This window comes from Roseivivax halodurans JCM 10272 (assembly GCF_000521785.1).
Lineage (GTDB): Bacteria > Pseudomonadota > Alphaproteobacteria > Rhodobacterales > Rhodobacteraceae > Roseivivax > Roseivivax halodurans.
The window spans coordinates 18,801-39,894 of sequence record NZ_JALZ01000019.1; the positions used below are offsets into that span (position 1 = coordinate 18,801).

19 protein-coding genes are annotated in these 21,094 nt (G+C 65.4%); 12 read left to right on the top strand and 7 right to left on the bottom strand.

The window, feature by feature from the left end; genetic code table 11:
• Nucleotides 1-151: 151 nt before the first annotated feature.
• Nucleotides 152-2,005, bottom strand: coding sequence for a sigma 54-interacting transcriptional regulator (locus tag OCH239_RS15060; RefSeq protein WP_051489511.1), 1,854 nt, complete (start codon nucleotides 2,003-2,005; stop codon nucleotides 152-154).
• A 208-nt stretch (nucleotides 2,006-2,213) separates the two neighbouring features.
• Here OCH239_RS15060 and OCH239_RS15065 point away from each other — a divergent pair, with 208 nt between their 5' ends.
• The 5 genes from OCH239_RS15065 to OCH239_RS15085 all read left to right on the top strand — a co-directional run bounded on the left by OCH239_RS15065 (nucleotide 2,214) and on the right by OCH239_RS15085 (nucleotide 6,403).
• Nucleotides 2,214-3,593 (top strand): CmpA/NrtA family ABC transporter substrate-binding protein, encoded by a 1,380-nt coding sequence (locus OCH239_RS15065; protein WP_037264435.1) that lies wholly within the window; start codon nucleotides 2,214-2,216, stop codon nucleotides 3,591-3,593.
• A 4-nt stretch (nucleotides 3,594-3,597) separates the two neighbouring features.
• Nucleotides 3,598-4,434 (top strand): nitrate ABC transporter permease, encoded by an 837-nt coding sequence (gene ntrB / locus OCH239_RS15070; RefSeq protein WP_037264437.1) that lies wholly within the window; start codon nucleotides 3,598-3,600, stop codon nucleotides 4,432-4,434.
• Nucleotides 4,435-4,447: 13 nt separating this feature from the next.
• On the top strand, nucleotides 4,448-5,359 hold the full coding sequence (locus OCH239_RS15075; RefSeq protein ID WP_037264439.1) for an ABC transporter ATP-binding protein: 912 nt from the start codon (nucleotides 4,448-4,450) through the stop codon (nucleotides 5,357-5,359).
• 19 nt (nucleotides 5,360-5,378) lie between these two features.
• Nucleotides 5,379-5,846 (top strand): cyanase, encoded by a 468-nt coding sequence (gene cynS, locus OCH239_RS15080; protein ID WP_037264440.1) that lies wholly within the window; start codon nucleotides 5,379-5,381, stop codon nucleotides 5,844-5,846.
• Nucleotides 5,847-5,938: 92 nt separating this feature from the next.
• Nucleotides 5,939-6,403 carry a nuclear transport factor 2 family protein gene (locus tag OCH239_RS15085; protein WP_037264442.1) on the top strand — a complete coding sequence of 155 codons (465 nt, stop codon included), beginning with the start codon at nucleotides 5,939-5,941 and terminating at the stop codon, nucleotides 6,401-6,403.
• A gap of 120 nt (nucleotides 6,404-6,523) precedes the next feature.
• Here the strand turns inward: OCH239_RS15085 and OCH239_RS15090 are convergent, their stop codons facing one another.
• On the bottom strand, nucleotides 6,524-8,791 hold the full coding sequence (locus OCH239_RS15090; protein WP_037264445.1) for an FdhF/YdeP family oxidoreductase: 2,268 nt from the start codon (nucleotides 8,789-8,791) through the stop codon (nucleotides 6,524-6,526).
• A gap of 160 nt (nucleotides 8,792-8,951) precedes the next feature.
• Between OCH239_RS15090 and fdhD the strand changes: the two genes are divergently transcribed.
• Complete coding sequence (gene fdhD / locus OCH239_RS15095; RefSeq protein ID WP_051489512.1) at nucleotides 8,952-9,776, top strand: formate dehydrogenase accessory sulfurtransferase FdhD; 825 nt, start codon at nucleotides 8,952-8,954, stop codon at nucleotides 9,774-9,776.
• 289 nt (nucleotides 9,777-10,065) lie between these two features.
• Here the strand turns inward: fdhD and OCH239_RS15100 are convergent, their stop codons facing one another.
• The 3 genes from OCH239_RS15100 to OCH239_RS15110 are packed head-to-tail and all read right to left on the bottom strand — an operon-like array spanning nucleotide 10,066 to nucleotide 12,373.
• A complete protein-coding gene (locus OCH239_RS15100; protein WP_051489513.1) occupies nucleotides 10,066-11,403 on the bottom strand; it encodes a sensor histidine kinase in 1,338 nt (445 codons plus the stop codon).
• On the bottom strand, nucleotides 11,400-12,062 hold the full coding sequence (locus OCH239_RS15105; protein ID WP_037264447.1) for a response regulator transcription factor: 663 nt from the start codon (nucleotides 12,060-12,062) through the stop codon (nucleotides 11,400-11,402). The genes OCH239_RS15100 and OCH239_RS15105 overlap by 4 nt, the downstream gene beginning before the upstream one ends.
• On the bottom strand, nucleotides 12,059-12,373 hold the full coding sequence (locus tag OCH239_RS15110) for a PepSY domain-containing protein (protein ID WP_037264449.1): 315 nt from the start codon (nucleotides 12,371-12,373) through the stop codon (nucleotides 12,059-12,061). Before OCH239_RS15110 ends, OCH239_RS15105 begins: the two co-directional genes overlap by 4 nt.
• Before the next feature lie 129 nt (nucleotides 12,374-12,502).
• On the opposite strand from OCH239_RS15110, the gene OCH239_RS15115 reads away from it, so the two are divergent.
• A complete protein-coding gene (locus OCH239_RS15115) occupies nucleotides 12,503-13,156 on the top strand; it encodes a PepSY domain-containing protein (RefSeq protein ID WP_037264453.1) in 654 nt (217 codons plus the stop codon).
• A 439-nt stretch (nucleotides 13,157-13,595) separates the two neighbouring features.
• On the top strand, nucleotides 13,596-13,991 hold the full coding sequence (locus OCH239_RS22730) for a hypothetical protein (RefSeq protein WP_157577885.1): 396 nt from the start codon (nucleotides 13,596-13,598) through the stop codon (nucleotides 13,989-13,991).
• Here OCH239_RS22730 and OCH239_RS15130 read toward each other — a convergent pair.
• On the bottom strand, nucleotides 13,988-14,923 hold the full coding sequence (locus OCH239_RS15130) for a LysR family transcriptional regulator (RefSeq protein WP_051489514.1): 936 nt from the start codon (nucleotides 14,921-14,923) through the stop codon (nucleotides 13,988-13,990). The two genes, OCH239_RS22730 and OCH239_RS15130, sit on opposite strands and share 4 nt — an antisense overlap.
• Before the next feature lie 133 nt (nucleotides 14,924-15,056).
• On the opposite strand from OCH239_RS15130, the gene OCH239_RS15135 reads away from it, so the two are divergent.
• Genes OCH239_RS15135 through OCH239_RS15150 form a run of 4 tightly spaced genes read left to right on the top strand, consistent with a single transcriptional unit; the run spans nucleotide 15,057 to nucleotide 19,623 of the window.
• Nucleotides 15,057-16,007, top strand: a complete 951-nt coding sequence (locus OCH239_RS15135) for a Bug family tripartite tricarboxylate transporter substrate binding protein (RefSeq protein ID WP_037264462.1) — start codon at nucleotides 15,057-15,059, stop codon at nucleotides 16,005-16,007.
• Nucleotides 16,004-16,513 carry a tripartite tricarboxylate transporter TctB family protein gene (locus OCH239_RS15140; RefSeq protein ID WP_244430365.1) on the top strand — a complete coding sequence of 170 codons (510 nt, stop codon included), beginning with the start codon at nucleotides 16,004-16,006 and terminating at the stop codon, nucleotides 16,511-16,513. Before OCH239_RS15135 ends, OCH239_RS15140 begins: the two co-directional genes overlap by 4 nt.
• Before the next feature lie 3 nt (nucleotides 16,514-16,516).
• Nucleotides 16,517-18,028: a tripartite tricarboxylate transporter permease gene (locus tag OCH239_RS15145; protein WP_037264465.1), complete on the top strand. Its 1,512-nt coding sequence runs from the start codon at nucleotides 16,517-16,519 to the stop codon at nucleotides 18,026-18,028.
• A complete protein-coding gene (locus OCH239_RS15150; RefSeq protein WP_037264467.1) occupies nucleotides 18,028-19,623 on the top strand; it encodes a gamma-glutamyltransferase family protein in 1,596 nt (531 codons plus the stop codon). Before OCH239_RS15145 ends, OCH239_RS15150 begins: the two co-directional genes overlap by 1 nt.
• A gap of 292 nt (nucleotides 19,624-19,915) precedes the next feature.
• On the opposite strand, the gene yghX is transcribed toward OCH239_RS15150, so the two are convergent.
• The gene (gene yghX, locus OCH239_RS15155) at nucleotides 19,916-20,830 is read right to left on the bottom strand and encodes a YghX family hydrolase (protein WP_037264469.1); all 915 of its coding nucleotides are present in this window, start codon (nucleotides 20,828-20,830) and stop codon (nucleotides 19,916-19,918) included.
• Nucleotides 20,831-21,094: the final 264 nt, after the last annotated feature.

Consider the following 21,094-nt stretch of genomic DNA (forward strand, 5'->3'; position numbering starts at 1 on the left):
GCAGGAGAAAGCTGCCGGCCCGTGATCTTCCGCGTCATGTGGGGATGCGCCGGTGAGGCAAGGATTTCTGCCCCTTGCCGAACCTGGGATCGGTGGAGACATGCGTCAGGCTTGGGGTGGCCGGCTCATCATACTTTTATCGATCGGCTCCCTAGTGCCGGCGCCAATCCCCCGCCTGGATACCGAAAGCGCGCAACCGGGAGTAAAAGGTCGTCGCGGGCACGCCCAGCATGGCTGCCGCGCCGCGCGGCCCGGCGACCTTGCCGTCCGCCTCTCGCAGGCAGGCCAGCAGGTTCTCCCGGATCGCCTGCTGCATGTCGGACTCGGTCCGGGCGCCGATCTGCGGCCCTCGTTCCGCCCGCGTGGAGGATCCGAGCTCGACCACCAGCTTCCCGCGGGTCGACAGGATGGCGCTGCGTTCGATCACGTTGCGCAGCTCGCGCACGTTTCCGGGCCAGTGATAGTCGCAGAGTTGCCGCATCGCTCGTTCGGTGATGATCGGCGGATCGCGGTAGAGCCGCGCGCAGGCCAGCTTCAGGAAGTGCGTGGCGATAACCGGGATATCCTCCGGCCGATCGCGCAAGGGCGTGCAGGCGATCGGGAAGACGTCGAGAAAGAGCCGCAGATCCTCGCGCAAGCGCCCGTTGCGCACTGCCTCGTCCAGCGGCCGCGCCGTGGCGGCGATCACCCGGACGTCGATCGACCGCGCGCGCGTGTCGCCGAGCCGGGTCACCGCCCTTTCCTGTAGCGCATGCAGGAGGCGTCCCTGGCAATCGGGCGGCAGTTCCTCGACATCCTCCAGGAAGAGCGTCCCGCCATGGGCCAGCTCCAGCTTGCCCGGCCGGTCCCGGAGCGCGCCGGCGGACGCGCCGCGCATCTGGCCGAAGAGCTCCGCATCGATTGCCTCGGACGCCACCGCGCCGCACTTGAAGTGGATGAGGGGGCGCCGCCCGCGCTCGGACTCGCTGTGGATCCCGGTCGCCACCAGGGACTTGCCCGTGCCCGGCTCGCCGGTGATGACCACCGTGGCGTCGGTGCGCGACACCAGTTCCACCTTGCTGAGGAGATGCCGGATCTGCGGCGAACGCCCGAGGATGTCGTGATGCGCCCGCTCGGTGCTGATCGCCTCCTGCAGATACGCGTTCTCCTGCTCCAGCCGGTCGCGCAGGTCGGCCACCTGGTCCATGGCTTCGCGCAGGCGGCGCTCGTTCTCTTTGCGCTCGGTGATATCGCGGAAGATGATCACCGCGCCGGCCAGCATCTTCTGATCGTAGATTGGGGTCGACACGTATTCGACCCGGATCGGCCGTCCGTCCTTGCGCCAGAACACCTCGTCTTCGATCCGGTTGACCTGCTCGAAGCGGAAGGCGCGGTAGATCGGGCAGTCCTGCGCCGGATAGGCGCAGCCGTTCAGGTGATGGTGATGGATTGTCGTGTGCATGTCGCGGCCGAGGAGTTCCTCGGCGGTCCAGCCCAGCATCTCCTGCGCGGCACGATTGACGAAAGTGGTCTTGCCGTCGGCATTGACGCCGTAGATGCCCTCGCCGGCGGCGTTCAGGATCAGGTGGTTCTGGCGTTCGAGCTCGGTAAAGAAACTCTGGGCGCGCATCCATTCCCCGACGCCGGCGCGGTGCAGCTCGGCGGCCTCGGAGAGCTGCGCGCGGCGGTCGATCTCGTCGAGGTCATGGAGCACGAGAAGGAAGCGACCCGGCGCGCCGGGCACCGACTTGCCGCTGAGCTCGCATCGCAGCGGACGGCCGGCGAGTACGGAGAGATCCACATCGCGGGTCCAGGCGCTGCCGCGATGGTCGATCTCCTCGATGAAGACGATGAAGTTCGGCAGCGCCGGCCCGAGCCGCGCCGATACCGCTCCCCCGCTCGGCTCGATAAGGGCGGCCGCCTGCGAGTTCCACGCCGCGAAACGGTCGTGCTCGGCATCTAGAACGACGGCCGCGTCCGGCAGAGCGTCCAACAGCGAATCGAGCTGGGCCATCGTCTCGAGCATGAACGGAAGCCTAGATGCGGCGCAGCGGTAGCGACTAGCGAAATTTCGTAATTTACGAAATCTCGTAGAGAATCGGGCGGGTGGGCCCATCCCAAATCATTGATAAATATATATTTTCAAGTCCGCCCGAATTTTGGGCTCGGGCTTACTCTGATCCGAGGAGCCGGTCATGCTGGTCTCATAAGAAAATTTGCAGGGGACCCAGACCATGCCGATCAAGAGCCTTGGAGATCCGTTTTCCGAAAAGACGGACCTGCGTCACGGCGCCGATTGCGGATGCAATGCGTGCAGCTCGGGCAAGGGAGAGGCGCACCACGCCGCGCCGATGTCGCGCGAGGACATGCTCGAACGTGCGGTCGAAAGCGCAGTCGTGCGGTCGATCTTCAACCAGAGCGACGTCAGCCGGCGCTCCTTCATGGGCATGATCGGAGGGGGCACAATGGCCGCTGCGCTGGCCTCGGTCCTGCCGCTCGACAAGGCCAAGGCCGCGATCCTCGACGAACTCGGGCCGCCGGAGAAGACGGACCTGTCGATCGGCTTCGTGCCGATCACCTGCGCGACCCCGATCATCATGGCGCAGCCGATGGGCTTCTACGAAAAGCACGGGCTGAATGCCCAGGTGATCAAGACCGCCGGCTGGGCGGTGGCGCGCGACAAGTCGCTGTCGGGCGAATACGACGCGAGCCACATGCTGACGCCGATGCCGCTCGCGATGACGCTGGGCGCCGGCAGTATCGCCGAACCCTACATCATGCCCGCGGTCGAGAACATCAACGGGCAGGCCATCGTCCTGTCGAACCAGCATCAGGACAAGCGCGACCCGCAGCAATGGAAGGGCTTCACCTTCGGCGTGCCGTTCGAATATTCGATGCACAACTTCCTGCTGCGCTACTACGTCGCCGAGCACGGCCTCGACCCCGATCAGGACATCCAGATCCGCGTCGTGCCGCCGCCCGAGATGGTGGCCAACCTGCGCGCCGGGAACCTCGACGGCTATCTCTCGCCCGACCCGTTCAACCAGCGCGCGGTGTGGGAGGAGATCGGCTTCATCCACATCCTTACGAAGGACATCTGGGAAGGTCATCCCTGCTGCGCCTTCGCCTGCCCGCAGAGCTTTGCGACTGAGTTGCCCAACACCTACGGCGCGCTTCTGAAATCCATCGTGGACGCGACGCAATACGCCTCGAACCCCGAGAACCGGAAGGAAATCTCGGAGGCGATCGCCCCGACGAACTACCTCAACCAGCCGGTTCCGGTGATCGAGCAGGTGCTGACCGGCACCTATGCCGACGGCCTCGGAGAGGTGAAGCGCGTGCCCGACCGGATCGATTTCGACCCGTTCCCGTGGCACTCGATGGGCGTGTGGATCCTCACCCAGATGAAGCGCTGGGGCTATATCGAGGGCGATGTCGACTACAAGGCGGTGGCCGAGCAGGTCTACCTCGCGGCCGATTGCGCCAAGGTGATGAACGATCTGGGCTACGAGGCGCCCGAGGTCACCTACAAGTCGCACACGATCATGGGCAAGACCTTCGACCCCGAAGCGCCGTCCGAATACGTGTCGAGCTTCGCGATCGGGCGGGGCTGAGGCGATGCTCGGAACCCTCTCCGTCAACCAGCGGGCGGCGATCCTGTCGATCGTCCTGCTCGCCGTCGGCCTCCTCGTCTGGGAGGCCGCCATCCCCGCGCAGAAGGCCGCCGAGGATCTGACCGAGTACGAACGCCTCACCGGGGGCGGCGCACCCAAGGCCGGAATCCCGCCACCCTCGGACGTCATCGCCAAGGCCTGGGAGCAGCTGTCGGACCCGTTCTACGACGCCGGGCCCAACGACAAGGGAATCGGCATCCAGATCGGCTACTCGCTCTTCCGGGTGCTGTCGGGTTATGCCGCCGCGGCGCTCGTCGCGATCCCCCTCGGCTTCCTGATCGGCATGTCTCCGGTCGCCTACCGGGCGCTCAACCCGTTCATCCAGGTCATGCGGCCGATCTCGCCGCTCGCGTGGATGCCGCTGGCGCTCTTCGTGATCCAGGACAGCGAACTCAGCGCGATCTTCGTGATCTTCATCTGCTCGATCTGGCCGATGCTGCTCAACACCGCCTTCGGCGTCGCGGGCGTGCGGTCGGACTGGGTCAACGTGGCGCGGACGCACGAGCTGGGGCACCTCAAGACCGCGTTCACGGTCATCCTTCCGGCCGCGGCGCCGACCATCGTGACGGGAATGCGGATCTCGATCGGCATCGCCTGGCTGGTGATCGTCGCCGCCGAAATGCTCGTCGGAGGGACAGGCATCGGCTACTACGTGTGGAACGAGTGGAACAACCTCGACCTCACCTCCGTGATCTTCTCGATCCTCGTGATCGGCGTCGTCGGCATGTTGCTGGATGCGGCCTTCGCCGCCCTGCAGCGCGGCGTCGCCTATGTGGAATGAAGGAGCCGTTCCCATGTCGAAACATTTCCTGTCGATAGAGAACCTCACCCAGCGCTTCCCGGACGGGCAGGGCGGCACGCTCACCGTCTTCGAGAACGCGTGTTTCGGGGTCGAGAAAGGCGAGTTCGTCGTCATCCTCGGGCATTCGGGCTGCGGCAAGTCCACCATCATGAACATTCTCGCGGGGCTCGCCGAGCCGACCGAGGGCGTGGTCAAGATGGACGGGTTCGAGGTTTCGGGCCCGAGCCTCGACCGCGGCGTCGTGTTCCAGAACTACTCCCTGCTGCCATGGCTCTCGGCCCTGTCGAACGTCACCTTCGGGGTCCGGGCGCGCTACCGCGACTGGACCAAGGCCCGGGTGATCGAGGAATCGAAGACATACCTGTCGATGGTCGGGCTCGAAGGCGACGTGATCCACCGCAAGCCCTCGCAGCTCTCGGGGGGCATGCGCCAGCGCGTGTCGATCGCGCGGGCGTTCGCGAACCACCCCAAGCTTCTGCTTCTGGACGAGCCGTTCGGCGCACTCGACGCGCTGACGCGCGGCACCATCCAGGACGAGTTGCTGAAGATCTGGGGCGGCACGGAACAGACCGTCTTCATGATCACTCATGACATCGACGAGGCCATCCTGCTGGCCGACCGGATCCTGTTAATGACCAACGGGCCCTTCGCGCGCGTCGCGGAATCGGTGGAGATCACCATCCCGCGGCCACGGACGCGCACGGGCATCGTCGATCATCCCAACTACTACGCGATCCGCAACCACCTCGTCCATTTCCTTGGCGAGCGGTCGAAGGCGCTGTCCGGACAGAAGGCCGAGGGACCGCAACGTCCCGAGACGGTGCGGATCGACCGGACCGAGCGCGCGGTCGATCCCGATCCCGCGCCGGCGGACACACCGCGCCTGCGCGCGGTGAACACCTGACAAATCAGAGGAGAGAGCTATGAAGGACAGCTACGTGACCGAGATGATGACGAAAGAAGACGTAACCGCGATGATCCTGTCGGCCAAGAAACAGGCCGGTCTGACCTGGGAAGGCATCGCCGAGAAGATCGACATGTCGCCGGTCTGGACACATTCCGCCTGCATGGGAATGCAGGCGTTCCCGAAGGCAAAGGCCGATGCGCTCGTGACCGCGCTGGGCCTGCCGCAGGAGGCCGCGTCGGTTCTAGAGGAGAGCCCGACCAAGATCTGGGAACAGACGGTGCCGACGGATCCCTGCATCTATCGTCTCTACGAGATCGTTGGCGTCTACGGCCCGACGATCAAGGCCCTGATCCACGAGAAGTTCGGGGACGGCATCATGTCGGCCATCGACTTCGACATGTCGGTGACACGCGTGCCGAACGAGAAGGGTGACCGCGTGAAGCTCGAGATGTCGGGGAAGTACCTCGGCTACAACAGCTGGTGACCACTGGGTCGCCGGGACGCGGGCCAGCCCCGCTCCGCGTCCCGGCGCCCACGCCTAGAACCGTCCGCCCACGTAATCGCGGTCAGAGATCCATGACACGAGCCCCCATACCCCCCTATTCCCACGAGGACGCGGTCAGGAAGGTCCGCATGGCGGAGGATGCGTGGAACACCCGCGATCCCGAGCGCGTTTCGCTCGCCTACACCCCGGAGACCCGCTGGCGGAACCGCTCTGAATTCCTGACCGGACGCGACGAGGTTCAGGCGTTCCTGATCCGCAAATGGGAGCGGGAACTGGATTACCGCCTGATCAAGGAAATATGGGCCCACGACGCAAACAGGATTGCCGTGCGGTTCTGCTACGAGTGCCACGACGCGGCCGGGCAGTGGTATCGCGCCTACGGCAACGAGAACTGGGAGTTCGACGCGGGCGGGTACATGGCCATGCGTCACGCGTCGATCAACGACGTGAGGATCGACGGTGCGGAGCGTCTGTTCCACTGGGCCCCTGGCCCCCGCCCGTCGGGCCATCCCGGATTGACCGAACTTGCGCTTTAGTCTCTCGCCCCCTGAGGCAGGGCGTCTCGCGGCAGCCAGATAACGAGGCCGAGAAACCGAAGCGGCAGAGTTTCGAACGCTATCCGACCGGGTTCTTCCACAGCGACATCGCCGAGGTGCCTAAGCCGCCTCGATACGAACCGGCACGGCCTTGTAGCCCGGCGTCTTCGATAGATGGTCGTGGAGAGAGATCGGCACCAGCACGTTGCATTCGGGGTAGTAGGCTCCGATGGTTCCCTCGGGGATGTCGTATCGGATCACTTCGAGGCCCGGGAGCCGTCGCTCGACTCCGTCTCCGGCATCGCTGACGAGGGTGACGCGATCGCCGTGGCTCAGACCCTGACGCTCCATGTCCGCGGCATTCACGAGCACCACGTCGCGCGTCCCCTCGATCCCTCGGAAGCGGTCGGAATAGCCGTAAATCGTCGTGTTGAACTGGTCGTTCGACCGCATCGTGAGAAGGCGCATGCGTCCCTCGGCGGGCTCGAAGGCGAGGGCGTTGAGTTTTTCCGGCACGGTGAACTCGGCGCGTCCGCTCTTGGTTTTCCAGATCCGATGCGCGGCCGCGTTGCCGCGCCAGAAGCCTCCGGGCTCGAAGAGCCGGGAGTTGTAGTCCCGGAAATCCTCGGGATAGGTCGCCTCGATCAGCTCGCGGACGCGGGAATAGTCGCGCAGCCACGCGTCCCATTCGAGCTTCGGATGGGGTGGCACAATCGCCTTCGCCAGGCCGCAGACGATGGCCAGTTCGGATTTCAAAAGCTTGGAGGCGGGTGTGCGCCGGCCCGTCGAGCCGTGGATATGCGAGAAGCTGTCCTCGATCGTGATGATCTGGTTTCCGGTCTCCTGCTGGTCCTTCTCTGACCGAGCGAGGCAGGGCAGGATCCATGCCGACTTGCCCGGAAAGAGATGCGAGCGGTTGAGCTTGGTCGAGATCATCACCGTCAGGTCCTGATCCTGCCATGTCGCCTCCAGCCGGTCGCGGTCGGGCAGGGCGCGCAGAAGGTTTCCGCCGAGGCAGAGGGTGGCCTTGATGCGACCGGCGACGATCCCCTCGGCAGCATCGACGATATGCGTGCCGTCCTTCTGGGGTGGCTCGAAGTCGAAGAGCTCGCGCAGCTTGTCCATCGGCACGAGCTCCACCTTCTCGGCGATGCCGACAGTGCGCTGGCCCTGCACGTTGGAATGGCCCCGGACAGGGCAACAGCCGGTCCCGGTACGGCCGATATTCCCGCGCAGCATCAGAAGGTTCACGAGCATCCCGACGTTCCACGCGCCGTGCGCCTGCTGGGTGAGCCCCATGCCATAGACGCCGATCACGCGCTCGGCTTCCATGTAGACGCGGGCGGCATCGCGGAGCGCCTCCTCGGTCAGGCCGCATTCGGTGGTGATCGCCTCCCAGGTGGTCTCCCGCGCGAAGCTCACGAAGTCGTCGAATTTGGTCGTGTGCTCCTCGACGAAGGCCCAGTCGATCACCGTCCCGCCCGCTTCGTCGTCCGCCTCGATCACCGCCTTCGAGACACCGAGGATCGCGGCGATGTCGGTGCCGGACTTCAGCTGGTGGTACTGGTCGGAGATCTTGGTCTCGTCGCCCGTGACCATCGCGACAGGGCTCTGGGGATCGACGAAGGAAACGAGCCCCTGTTCGCGGATGGGATTGAAGGTGACGATCTTGCCGCCCCTGTCCTTGCACTCCTTGAGCGGGTGCAGGAAGCGGGGCGAATTGCTTCCCGGGTTCTGACCGAAGAAGAAGTAGCAGTCGGTGGCGGCGATATCGTCCCAGGTCACGGTGCCGACGGGCGAGCCGATGACCTTCTGCAATCCCACGCTCGTCGTCTCGTGGCACATGTTCGACGATTGCGGCAGGTTGTTGTTCCCGTAGAGCCGGGCCAGCAGCGCCCAGAGATACGACGCCTCGAGCCCGGCATGGCCCGAGGAATAGAACACGACATCGTCGGGCGGCAGGTCCGAGAGCTTGGCGCCGATGGCGGAGAACGCCTCGTCCCACGTCGTCTCGCGGTAGCTGTCGGTTGCGGCATCGTAGCGGAGCGGATGGGTGAGCCGCCCGGTCTTTTCGAGATCGTGGTCGGTCCAGCTGCGCAGCTCGGCCACCGTCCGCCCGTCCCAGAAATCCGGGCCGCAGCGGTCGCGGGTCGATTCCCACATGGTGGCCTTTGCCCCGTTCTCGCAGAATTCGAATGGCTTGTAGTTCGGCGGCTTCGCCCAGGCGCAGGACGAGCACATGAACCCGCCGGGCTTGTTCTGGCGCTTCAGAGTCTCGAGAACTCCGGGGGTCGGTTTGGCCTCACCGCCAACTTCCCTCATGCCGCGGAGCGAACCCCAGCCGCCGGCGGGCCCTGGGTTGCGGGGAAGGTCGTCTGAATCGGACATCGTGTCTCACTCCGCGGAACGGGCAGGTGACTCTCCAACGCGCGGCGCGTCGAAAGGATGCGCATCCCGCCGTCGCATGATTCAGAATTGTCCCGCCGGTCCGCGCGCTAGCTTTCCGAACTGCGGGGGGACGATGCCGCCCGCAGGCGTGGAGGTCCTTATGCCCATTCCCCACACGTTGCGGGCGCCGGCGGACGGCGCGGGACGACCGCTGGCCGAGGAAGTGCCGGTGGCGATTGTCTGCAACGCCGTTTCCCAGGCCGTCCTGATGGCGACACCGGACGATCTGGAGGACTTTGCGACCGGTTTCCTGATCGGTGAGGGTCTGGTCGGTTCGCCGGGCGAGATACGCGACATCGAGACCGTCATCCACGGGACCGGCATCGAGGTCCGGGTCTGGCTGGCCCCGCAAGCGGCCGCGGCCTCGGCGGAACGACGCCGAAACGGGCTTGCGCCGGCAGGATGCGGTCTCTGCGGAATCGACAGTCTGGACCAAGCGCACCGGGACCTGCCCCGGATGCGAGATACCGGCCTGCGGATCGCGGCAGCCGATATTGCGGGAGCGCCCGATGCCCTGCGCCGGTTCCAGCCCCTGCACGATTCAACGCGCGCGGTTCATGCGGCGGGCTTTTTCATGCCGGGCGAGGGCATCGTTCTCGGACGCGAGGATGTGGGGCGTCACAACGCCCTCGACAAGATGATCGGTGGGCTGGCCCGCAGCGGCCGCAGCCCCGCCGCTGGAGCCGCGGTGATGACGAGCCGCGTCTCCCTGGACCTCGTGCAGAAATGCGCTGTCGCAGGGATCCCGATGCTTATCAGCGTCTCGGCACCGACCTCGACCGCCGTTCGGGCGGCGTCGGATTGCGGGCTTACGCTGGTCTGCAACGTACGGCACGGGTCCCTCGACATTCTGGCGCATGGCACCCGCGTCGAAGATGTAGCACCCACGTATCGCATATCCCGTAACCCGCAGATGGGACAATAGCCGCGACTTTGGGAGGGCCCCAGCTGATCGGTTCAACTGTGCAGTCTTGATGCAGCTAGAAACTCTACGGTGCGCCCACGTAATCCACTTTGGTCAGGTGGCGCAGAAAACCCTGGCGCTGGAGCACGTAGTCCGCCGCCGATGTGATCCCCGACTTCGAAAGTGGCGACGATGGTCGGGACCTGTCCGTGATCGCCGGCGTCTCGGACTTCGGGGACGTTCGTGCCACTGCCGGACAGAGCGGCGACCACTTGGCGGCGATGAGGTGGCGATCCGGAACACTTTTCCCTTACTGAGAGGTCATCCGCGTCGTGGTTCCGAGGCGCGGGTGCGTTCCGCTCGCAGCCTGGGGCAGGGTGACGGACACCAGAAGCCCGCCATCTCGGGAGCGGGCGAAGACCAACGTCCCCTGGTTCAAAGCCACGAGGTCAGCCACGATGCCGAGACCCAGGCCAGTCCCGTTGACGGATTCGTCGAGCCGGGCGCCGCGCGCTAGCACGTGAGCGTGGCTTTCTTCGGGGATCCCCGGCCCGTCGTCTGACACCCTGACCACCATCTCGCCCCCCTCCGCCTCGGCGGTGACGTCCACGCGCGTGCGCGCCCAGGCGATGGCGTTCTCGACGAGGTTGCCGAGGATCTCCTCGAGATCCTCCCGGTCGCCCGCGAAATGCAGATCCTCGGGGCAGTCGACGCCCACCGAAACGCCCCGCTCCCGCGCGGCGCCGCGCAGGACCGTGACGATGTCCTCCGCGACCTCGACCACCGAGCTGCGCGCGCCGAGCAGGTTCGCGCGTCCCGCGCCCCGCGCGCGGCGGAGATGATAGCCGATCAGGCGGTCCATGCGCCGTGCAATCGCGGTCTCCTCGCTGCCTTCGGGCGCCTTGTTCAGAAGCGCGGCCAGCGGCGTCTTGAGCGCATGGGCGAGGTTGCCCACATGGTCGCGGGTGCGCGTCAGGGTGGCGCGGTTGGCCTCGAGCAGGGCGTTGATCTCGTCGATCGGGGCGTCGATCTCCGAAAGGCCGCGCCTCGGAACCCGGTCCGCCGCCCCGCTGCGGATCTCGCCTATGCCGCGGCGGATATGGGCGAAGCCCCCGAGGGCGAGCCGGCCCTGCAGCAAAGCGAGTGCCGCAAGACCCGCCCCGAGCGCCGCAAGCGACCAGAAGAGCGGCGTGCGGATCTCGGCCCGCGTCGCCGCGAGCTCGCCGGCGGGAGCGGTCACCACCACCGTCAGCGCGCCGTCGACGCCCGGGATCGTGACCTCCCGCGCCATGGCGACCAGCGCCTGTCCGTCCGGCCCGGCCTCGTAGGGGGGAACAAGCGTCTCGCGGAAAAGCGATGTGGAGGCGATGCGCGTCTCTCCCGGTCCCGTCACCTGCCAGTACCACCCCGATAGCGGCCGCTCGTAGCGCGGATCGAGGATCGGAACTCCGAGCACCGCCCCCGTGCCGTCAGCCCGCGCCTCGAGGGAGGCAACGATGGCATCCGAAGTGGCCCGCTTCTCGGCGCGGAACCTCTCGGTCACGAACCGGTCGAGGCCTCCCCCGATCACCAGCCAGGCGCCGATCAGCGTGGCCCCGATCCAGAGCGCGGAGAGAACGAAGAACCGCCCGGCGAGGCTCCGCCTCATTCCGCGCTCCGCAGGCGGTAGCCGGTGCCACGCACCGTCTCGATCCGCTCGGGCCCGAGCTTGCGACGAAGCCGCCCGATGATCACCTCGAGAGAGCGGAAGTCGCGGTCGGCGGCGCTGTCGTACAGATGCTCCGACATCTGCGTGCGGGTGACGATTGCGTCCCGGTGGTGCATCAGGAAGCTCAGCAGCCGGTGCTCGAAGGCGGTCAGCCGCACGGCCACACCCTCCTGCGTCACCGTGCCGGTCTGAGTGTCGAGGCAGAGCGCGCCGGCCCGGATCTCGGCCTGCGCATGGCCCGCGGCGCGGCGCAGGATGGTCTGGATGCGCAGCACCACCTCCTCCACCCGGGCCGGCTTGACCACGTAATCGTCCGCCCCGGCCCGGAAGCCGGCGATCTTGTCGGTCCAGTCGCCGCGGGCCGTCAGGATCAGCACCGGCATGTCGATCCCGGCGCCGCGCCACCGCCCGAGGATCTCGATGCCGCCGAGCCCCGGAAGGCCGAGATCGAGGATCGCCGCCGCATAGGTCTCGGTCGCGCCGAGATATTCCGCATTTTCGCCATCGCGCGAGATCTCGGTCAGGAAACCGGCGTCGTCGAGCGCAGCTGCAAGCTGCGCGCCGAGCGTCGCATCGTCCTCCACCAGAAGGATCTTCATTTCCTGATCCGCGCCTCGGTCTGGCCGACGCCCTCGACCGAGAGGAAGGCCCCGGTATCGCCGTCGAGCCGCAGCGTCAGGCGGTTGTCGCCCGGGGTGAGATACTCGGCCTCGTAGACCACACGTGTCCCCATGCGGCGCTCCTCGCGGTCGGGCTCCTCGAGCTCCACTTCCATCAGGCGGCCGCGGTAGCGCGCCGCGATGCTCTTCGCGATCTCCGGCAGATCGAGCGCCGGCACCGGCGGCGGCGGATCGGCCGCGAGCGGCGAGGCCCCGAGGATGACGGCGAAGAGGATAAGGTACGGTCGCATGCGCACATCTTCTGCCATGAAGAACCCAAACGGAAGCTCAACGGGATGTTGCGGCTCCGTTTGGGTCCCGGGCCTTAGAACGGCAAGCGTTACGCCGACCCGGCGATTCACTTCTGTAAGGAGATCCACATGACACTCACCCGCACCCTGATCGCCGGCGCCAGCGCCGCCGCGCTTCTCGCCGCGCCGCTCGCTGCCACCGCGCAAGGGCAGGAGCTTCCGCAGGAGCTCTCTGCGCTCGGGCTCGAGGATGTCCGCGACCACCGCGACGGCGACGACGATCGCGAGATCCGCGCCAGCCTCGCGGGCACGGCATTCGAAGTCGAGTATGACGACGGCCGGATCGAGGAGGTCAAGGCGGCCCCCGGCGCCCCGCTGCCGCAGGCGGTGCTCGAGGCACTGGTACCCTCAGAGGCCCTCTCCCGAGCCGCCGACATGGGCATTGGCGACATCGTGCAGGTCGAGTTCGACGACGACGGCGAGATCGAGATCATCGGCACCGATGGTGACGGCCCGGTCGAGGTGACGATCGCCGCCTCCGGGCAGATGCTCGAATTCGAGCGCCGCGACGATGCCCGCCGCGGCCCGCCGGACCACGCGACCCGCCATGGCCTCGCGGAGGAGGATGTCCGGCGCATTGCTGCGGAGGCGGGCTACGGAGATGTCGATTGGATCGAGATCCGCCCAAATCACGTGGAATTCGACGCAACCAACCCAGACGGCGAGAATGTGGAGGTTCGCCTCAATCGCGAGGGCCAGGTCGTCCGCGAAGAGCGCCGCTAGGCGATAGCTTCGTCCAACCGAGGTCCTGACGGGATCGAGCCGCGTCCGGCGTCAATAACGCGGGCGCGGCTCGATCGGATGTAGCGTCGTGACCTTCCCCAGAGAACCGGGCCGTTGTGAAGTGGACCTTTTCACCTCTGAATGGATGAAGAGGGAAGGGCCGCTGAGCCAAGCGGTTCCGCAAAGAGACCGTCATCGGCGTGCTGAAGGACTAAGGCGCGTCGGCAAACGCGATGAAGGAGCCGCCAAACACTGGTAGGCCCATTGCGAAGCGCGAAGCCGTGGGCGCAACGATGGCGGAGCTAGGCCTGAGCGAGCGGCTCAGTTGCCGCATCGCGGGTCTGGCGCGACACGTAGCAGTAGTATCATCCGGTCCCGCAGGACGGGGCCGAAGTTGAGCAGCTCAAGGGGCTGGCGCCGCTAACTGCATCTGCATGCCATGCTGCGGCGCGAAGGGCTGCTTCAGCACCACAAACGCACCTTTCGGCTCTATACCGAGCAGCGCTTGCCGATGCGGACCAAGAAGCGCCGCAAGCTGCCCGCGGCGCGACCGGGTGGGCCCCATCGTGCCGGAGCGGCCGATGCCGCGGTGGTCGTCGGGCTTCATGAGCGATCAGCTTGCCGGTCACCGACGCTTTCGCGTTCGGTCACGTCCGTCGATGCGGTGGGGATTCCGGGTTGGCCAATCGAGGTCATCGGTCAGGCGGCTTGCGTTGGTATGCTGAGGAGCGGCATCGATGAGCGCGAAGGCCTCGACCTGCATGTAGCGGTGCTGGCTCTGCCAGTCATCGTTCTGCTCGAAGCAGGGCGCACCAAGTATGCCAGTCAAGCCTAGTCAACTGTCATCGCCGAGACTGCGGCCACCTCCGGCTGACCCGGTGACAGCGCATCGAGCCCTAGTTCGTTGACCACTCCATACATGGTCTGACGCAGGGCATTTAAGACCTCAGACCGTGAGGAGACCTGGCGCTGCACGAGGCCGAGTCGGCGCGTGATGGCTCCATTGCAGAAGGAGCGACAGACGAGTGTGCCTGGTCTCGCGTCGAGAAAGGAGATCTTGGGGACGATCGCGAGCCCCAGTCCCGCCTGCACCATTCCGACCACCGAGGGCATCGTGTTTGCGACAGCGATCTCTTTCACCGAACCACCGAGGCGGGACAATTCGGTGTCGATCTGCCTGGCCAGCGGCACGTCAGTCTCGTAGCGGATGAACGGCAGCGAGCGGACGAGCTCCACTTCAGTTCGGTCGCTCGCATCGGGAGGCGCGATCAGTACGAGAGGCTCGCTCATGACCGGTGACCAGGAGAGCGTTCCCGGCACCCCCACATGCTCTGCCACAAGTGCCGCGTCCAAACGACCGGCGGCAACGTCCGCCATCAGTCTCTCGGACATCCCGACCGTCAGATCGAATGACAGATCGGCATACAGGGACCGCATGCCAGCGAAGGCGAGAGGGACAAGACGCATCGACACCGTTCGGATTGCCCCAAATTTGAGCACGCCCGCCGTGCGACCCCCGGAAATCGCCATCCGTGCTTCGGTCATCGTCTGCAAGACTGAACGGGCCGCACGGACCAGTTCCTCGCCCTTGGCGTTCAGCTGTGGGGGGCGCTTATTCCGATCGAAGAGGAGCACGCCAAGCTCGCTCTCAAGTGCCTGAATCTGTTGACTGACTGCAGATGCAGTCAAGTTCACGATGCGAGCTGCGCCTGCGAAACTGCCGCTGTCGGCGACGGCCACGACGGTCTGGAGTTGTCGGGTGTCCATGGCTTTAGTTAAGCACTGCTTGATAAAACCTCAAAGAAAATTCGCTTTGTAAAGCGCTGCTGGATCACTAGCGCTGGTTGCACGCAGCTTCGACTGACAGCTCGCCCCCAAGGACAGAACAGGGAGACACCCAATGGCACTCTTTTCGCGTCTAGCCGCAGGCGCCGGACTCGCGGCAGCACTGCTCGCGCATCCCGCATCGGCTCAGGAATACCCCGAGCGTCCTGTCGAGTTCATCGTACCCTGGTCGCCAGGCGGCGGCAGCGACACGCTGATGCGCATCATCGCCAACAACGTATCGCCGTATCTCGGCGTCGAGATGCCGGTCATCAACATGCCCGGCGTCGGCGGCACCGTCGGACTGAAGGAGGCCTCGCGCCGCGACGCGGACGGCTACACGATCAGTCAGGTACATGAGGGGCTTCTGGCGGCGACGGAGACCGGGCTGACTGACCTGTCCTGGGACGATTTCGAGCCCATCGCCCTGTTGACGTCCTCGCCGCAATACCTCGTCACAGGAAGCGATGCTCCCTATGAGACGTTCGAAGGGCTCGTGGAATACGCGCAGGCGAATCCCGGAGAGTTGACCATCGGCGTGACGCTCGGCGGCGTGCCCCATCTTCACGCGGCGATGATCGCGGACGCCTTCGATCTGGACTGGAAGTATGTCGGCTACGAGGGCACCGGTGAGCGCATCCGTGCTTTGGTCGGCGGCAATCTCGACCTCGCCATCGGCGATATCGCGTCCTCGCTGCAATTCGTGGAGAACGGCGATCTCGTGTTCCTGGCGACAGGCGCGACCGAGCGCATGGAGCAGACGCCTGACGTGCCTACGCTGACGGAACTCGGCGCGGAGCTTGATCTTGCGATCACACGCGGCATCGTCATGCCGAAAGGCGCGTCGGAGGACAGGCAAGCCACGCTCGAGGCTGCGTTGCGGGAGCTGTCCGAAGACGAGACATTTGTTGAGCAGATTAACAATGCCGGAGCAGAGGTCGCGTTCCGCGGGCAGGACGAGTACACCACCTACCTCTCGAACCTGTCGGACACGGTCCAGCGCCTCGCCGAGGTCATCGCCCCGTGAGCCTGCCCGCCCGACCATCGCCATCCGAAGAGGCGGGGGAGATCGCCCGCCTGCTTTCGTACATCGGTTTGCTGACGATCTCTGCCGGGCTCTTCCTCGAAGCGGTGCGCATACCGACCTCGCGCTTCGAGGCTCTGGGCGCCGGCGCCTTTCCGATGCTGGTCCACGCCGTTCTGATGCTGCTGCTCCTGAGCGCAATCGCCGGATCGATACGCACCCTGCCGTCAGAGGCCTACGCGCGCTTCGCGGGCCAGGTGCGAGACTGGGCGAGGGCGCGGCGACTGGTCTTCGTCGTCTTTGCCTGTCTCGGCCTTTACCTTTTCGCCATGCCGATCGCCGGTTACCCGATCGCGACCCTCGCATTTCTCGCCGTGCTACAGACCACGCTGGCCCCGAAGACACGAGGCGCGATGGCCGTCGCCCTCGTCGTCTCGGTCCTCTTCTCCTTCGGTCTCAACTGGCTCTTCGCCGAAGTGTTCAACGTGTTTCTGCCGAGAGGAGGCTGAGCGATGGAGGCGTTCCTGCTTGGCGCAGGCGAGGTCCTGTCACCCGTCACCCTGATCTTCATGCTCATGGGGTCGGTGGCCGGGATCATTGCCGCGGCGATACCGGGCTTCACGGTGACCATGGCGATCGTGCTGACGCTCCCGCTGACGTTCTCAATGGATCCGCTCCAGGGCATCGCGGTGATGTTGTCGGTCTACGTGGGCGGCTATACCGGCGGCCTCGTCTCGGCCGCGCTGCTCGGCATTCCGGGAACGCCCTCTGCGGTCGCCACGACCTTCGACGCGTTCCCGATGTCCCGCAACGGGCAGCCGGGCCGTGCCTTGTCTCTCGGGGTATGGGCGTCGTTCTTCGGGACTGTGATCTCGACGGCAGTGCTTATCGTGGCGGCCCCGCCACTGGCGCTCTTCGCGGTAAGACTCGGGCCATGGGAGTATTTCTCCCTGATCGTGTTCGCGCTGACCATCGTGGCCAGTCTCGTGGGGCACTCGCTGCAGCGGGGGCTGATTGCGGCGCTGATCGGGCTGGCCATCGCGACCATTGGCACCGACCCGATCATGGGTCGGCCGCGCTTCGACATGGGGATCGAGATGCTTGCTGCGGGACTGCCTTTCCTCGTTGTCCTGATCGGCATTTTCGCGATCTCGCAACTCGCCTCTGAAGTCGAGGACGCCGGGGCTATCAAGACCGGACAGAAGCTGGTCGTCGGCGATATCGACTTCAAGACATGGGAGGTCATGCGGGAAGTTCTGATGCGCCCCGTGAACCTCGTTCGCTCGTCGCTCATCGGCGTCGCCATAGGAGCGCTGCCAGGCGCCGGAGGGTCGATCGCAAACCTCGTCGCCTACGACCAGGCCAAGCGGTCCTCGCCGCATCCGGAAGAGTTCGGCACCGGCATCCCCGACGGCGTGGTCGCGTCAGAAGCCGGCAACTCGGCGACCGCCGGGGGAGGTCTGATCCCGCTGATCGCGCTCGGCATTCCCGGGTCCGCGGTAGACGCGATCCTGATGGCCTCGCTCATGGTCCACGGCATCTCGGTCGGGCCGCGGCTCATCATGGACAACGCTGACCTTGTCTACGGCATGTTCTTCGCGATGGCGGTCTCCAGTCTGATGATGCTCGTCGTCTGCGTCCTCTCGATGCGGACCTTCCTGCGCGTAGCCGAAGTGCCGAAGTGGGTGGTCGTGCCGGTGGTTCTCGTATGCTGCGTCGTCGGTTCGTTCGCCCTCAACAACCGTGTCACCGACCTCTACCTCCTGGGGTTCATCGGGCTCTTCGGCTACGCCCTGAAGGCGCTCGATTACCCGCTTGCACCGCTGGTGCTCGGCGTGATCCTCGGACCGATCGCCGAGACGAACCTGCGCCGCGCGCTCATGACCGATGGCGATTGGTCGCTCTTCGTGACCCGCCCCGTCAGCCTGCTGTTCCTGGTCGCCGCCGTCCTCTCGGTGGCGTGGGCGGTGCGCGGCATCCTGAAATCGAAACGTCAGACGACCGACGCAAAGGATACTATCTGATGAACCTGCGTCACGACGCGCTTTACACGTCCCGCCGCTCGCCGGTTTTGGCCGACAACCTCGTATCGACCTCGCAGCCCTTGGCGGCGCAAGCGGGACACTCGATGCTCGCGCGGGGCGGAAACGCCGTGGATGCCGCGATCGCGGCGGCGGCGACTCTGACGGTCGTCGAACCGACCGGTAACGGGCTTGGCTCGGATGCCTTTTGTATCCTTTGGGATGGAGAGGAATTGCACGGGCTGAACGCTTCGGGTGCAGCCCCCGCCGCATGGACGCCGGACCGCTTCGCAGGGCACCAGACGATGCCGCAGATCGGATGGGACAGCGTTACGGTTCCCGGAGCGGTGAGCGCCTGGGTGGAACTCGCACAACGCTTCGGCACTCTAGACCTGCCGACCCTGCTTGCCCCCGCGATTTCGTATGCGGAGAATGGCTTCGTTGTCTCGCCGGTTATCGGCGCGCTTTGGAAACGCGGTGCGGACGTTCTGTCGGATCAGCCCGGGTTCGCGGATACCTTCATGCCGAAGGGCCGTGTGCCGCACGCAGGCGAACGCTTTCGCAATCCAGGATTGGCGCGCAGTCTTGCACTGATCGCCGAGACGGGCGGCAAGGCCTTCTACGAGGGCGAGCTGGCGGAGAAAATCAGCACCGCGGCCGGAGCCCACAACGCCGCACTGACGCTCGAGGATCTGGCAAGCCACCGACCGGAGTGGTGCGGCACCATATCGACGGACTTCGACGGGGCGGCGCTTCACGAGATCCCGCCCAACGGACAAGGCATTGCGGCGCTCATGGCGCTCGGAATACTGGATCACACGAGGATCCGCGATCACGGGCCGGACGACCCCTTGGCGATACACCTGCAAGTGGAGGCGGTGAAGCTCGCCTTCGCCGACTTGCACCGATACGTGGCCGATAACCGGTTCATGACGGATGCAAGCACGGAAGAATTGCTCGGTTCAGACTATCTCGCCTCACGCGCAAAAACGATCAGCCATGATTCCGCTCAGGTTTTCGGGGCAGGTGCGCCGCGAAACGGCGGGACCGTGTATCTGTCGACGGCAGATTCCTCGGGCATGATGGTGTCGTTCATCCAGTCCAACTATGCCGGTTTCGGCTCCGGAGTCGTGGTGCCCGAGACCGGGATCAGTCTGCAGAACCGCGGCGCCGGGTTCAGCCTGGAGTCGGGCCATCCGAACGAGGTAGGGCCCGGAAAAAAGCCGTTCCACACGATCATTCCCGGCTTTTTGATGGGTGACGAGTCTCCGATCATGAGCTTTGGGGTCATGGGAGGCCCGATGCAGGCCCAGGGCCACGTTCAGATGGTGCTGCGAACGCAGCTCTGGGAGCAGGACGTCCAGAGCGCGGTCGACGCACCGCGTTGGCGGTTCACGAGCGGCAGGGAAGTTGCCTGCGAGGAGGCATTGCCCACGGCCACGAGAGAGGCGCTGGCGGCACTCGGGCACGAGATTGCCGTAGAAGCACCTGACAGCGCTTTCGGTTTCGGAGGCGCGCAGCTTATCCAGAAGCTGGAATCAGGTGGTTATGCCGCCGGGTCAGATCCGCGCAAGGACGGTCAAGCGGTGGGGAGCTAACACTGGAAGTCGCTGGGTTTGGCGAACCAGACGCTCATCCACCTCGAGCACGGCGCAAAGTGTGCCCGCTCCAAAGGCTTCGGTGTCCACAACAGTGTCTCGACTATCCCGCTGGGCCCGACGCTTGAGCGTAGCGCAGATCAAGTTTGCCGGCAGTGTGAAAGTCCTGCGTGCTGACCTCGACCCGGTATCTGCAGCATGCTCGATGCCCGACAATCACGCTGCATCGTCGCAAGGCGGCTCGCGTCGATTTCGGAAGTCGCGCCCGGCTCGGAGCGGGCGCGATATATCATCAGCCTGCGAGGTAGGTCCGGAACCAGGCGACCATACGTTCTTCTGCCAGCATGGCGGCCGCCTCGTCGTAACGGGGCGTCGTGTCGTTGTGAAAGCCGTGGTTCACGCCCGGATAAATATGAGCCTCATAGCGCTTGTCGTTCTCCTCCAGCGCCTTCTGGAACTCGGGCCACATCGCGTTGATACGTTGGTCGAGTGCAGCGAGCTGGATCATCAGAGGCGCCTCGATCTGCGCCACTTGGCTGCTGTCCGGCGCGGCGCCGTAAAAGGGCACGCCCGCCGCCATCTCGGGATACGCCACGGCCAGCTTGTTCACCACGCCGCCACCGTAGCAGAAGCCAGTCGCGCCGACCTTGCCGTTGGTGTTCTCGAGCGCTTGCAGATACTCGAAGCCGGCAAAGAAATCGTTCAGCAGGGCTTCCTGATCAAGGCTGCGTTGCATTTCGCGGCCTTCGTCGTCACTACCCGGGTAGCCACCGAGGGACGACAAGCCGTCCGGTCCCATCGCGACGAAACCTGCCTTGGCCAGGCGTCGCACCACGTCGCGGATGTATGGGTTGAGGCCACGGTTCTCATGAACGACCAGCACGGCGGAGGGTGGGTTCTCAGCGTCCACCTCCGCCGGCCTGACGAGATAAGCAGTGATCTCTCCCGTCCCATCCGGGCTCTGGTAGGTGATGTCCTCGCCCTCGATGTCCGGATCGTCCTCCGTCACCTGCTGTGCAAGAGCATAGTTCGGCGCCAGGGTTCCGAGGATTGCGGCTGCAGTCACTCCGCCGACGGCCCATTTCCCGGCGCGGTCGAGAAACTCTCGCTTCGAAATCTTCCCGTGTGCATAATAGTCGTAGAGGTCGAGCAGCTCTTGGTCGAAATCCGCCGCCGTAAGCCGGCGCGTCAAAGCATGTTTGGTCATGAATGGGCCTCCCGGAGATATGGGGTTGTGTAGCATAGACATGGGAGGCGACCGGTCACGTTCTTGTCGGCATGTTGGCCGGCCTCGAAAACCATGTCTGCCTGGTCGGCAGAAGCCCTTCGCCTTGTTGCGGGAAGGGTGTGGCACGGGTCAGGGTCGCCTCCAGTTTTTCGATGGAGATTCCGTCTCGCTTCGAACCTCAGCGCAAGCCGGGTACGGTCACGTCGAAAAAGGATCTGACACGCACGGTCCAGTAATTAAGTC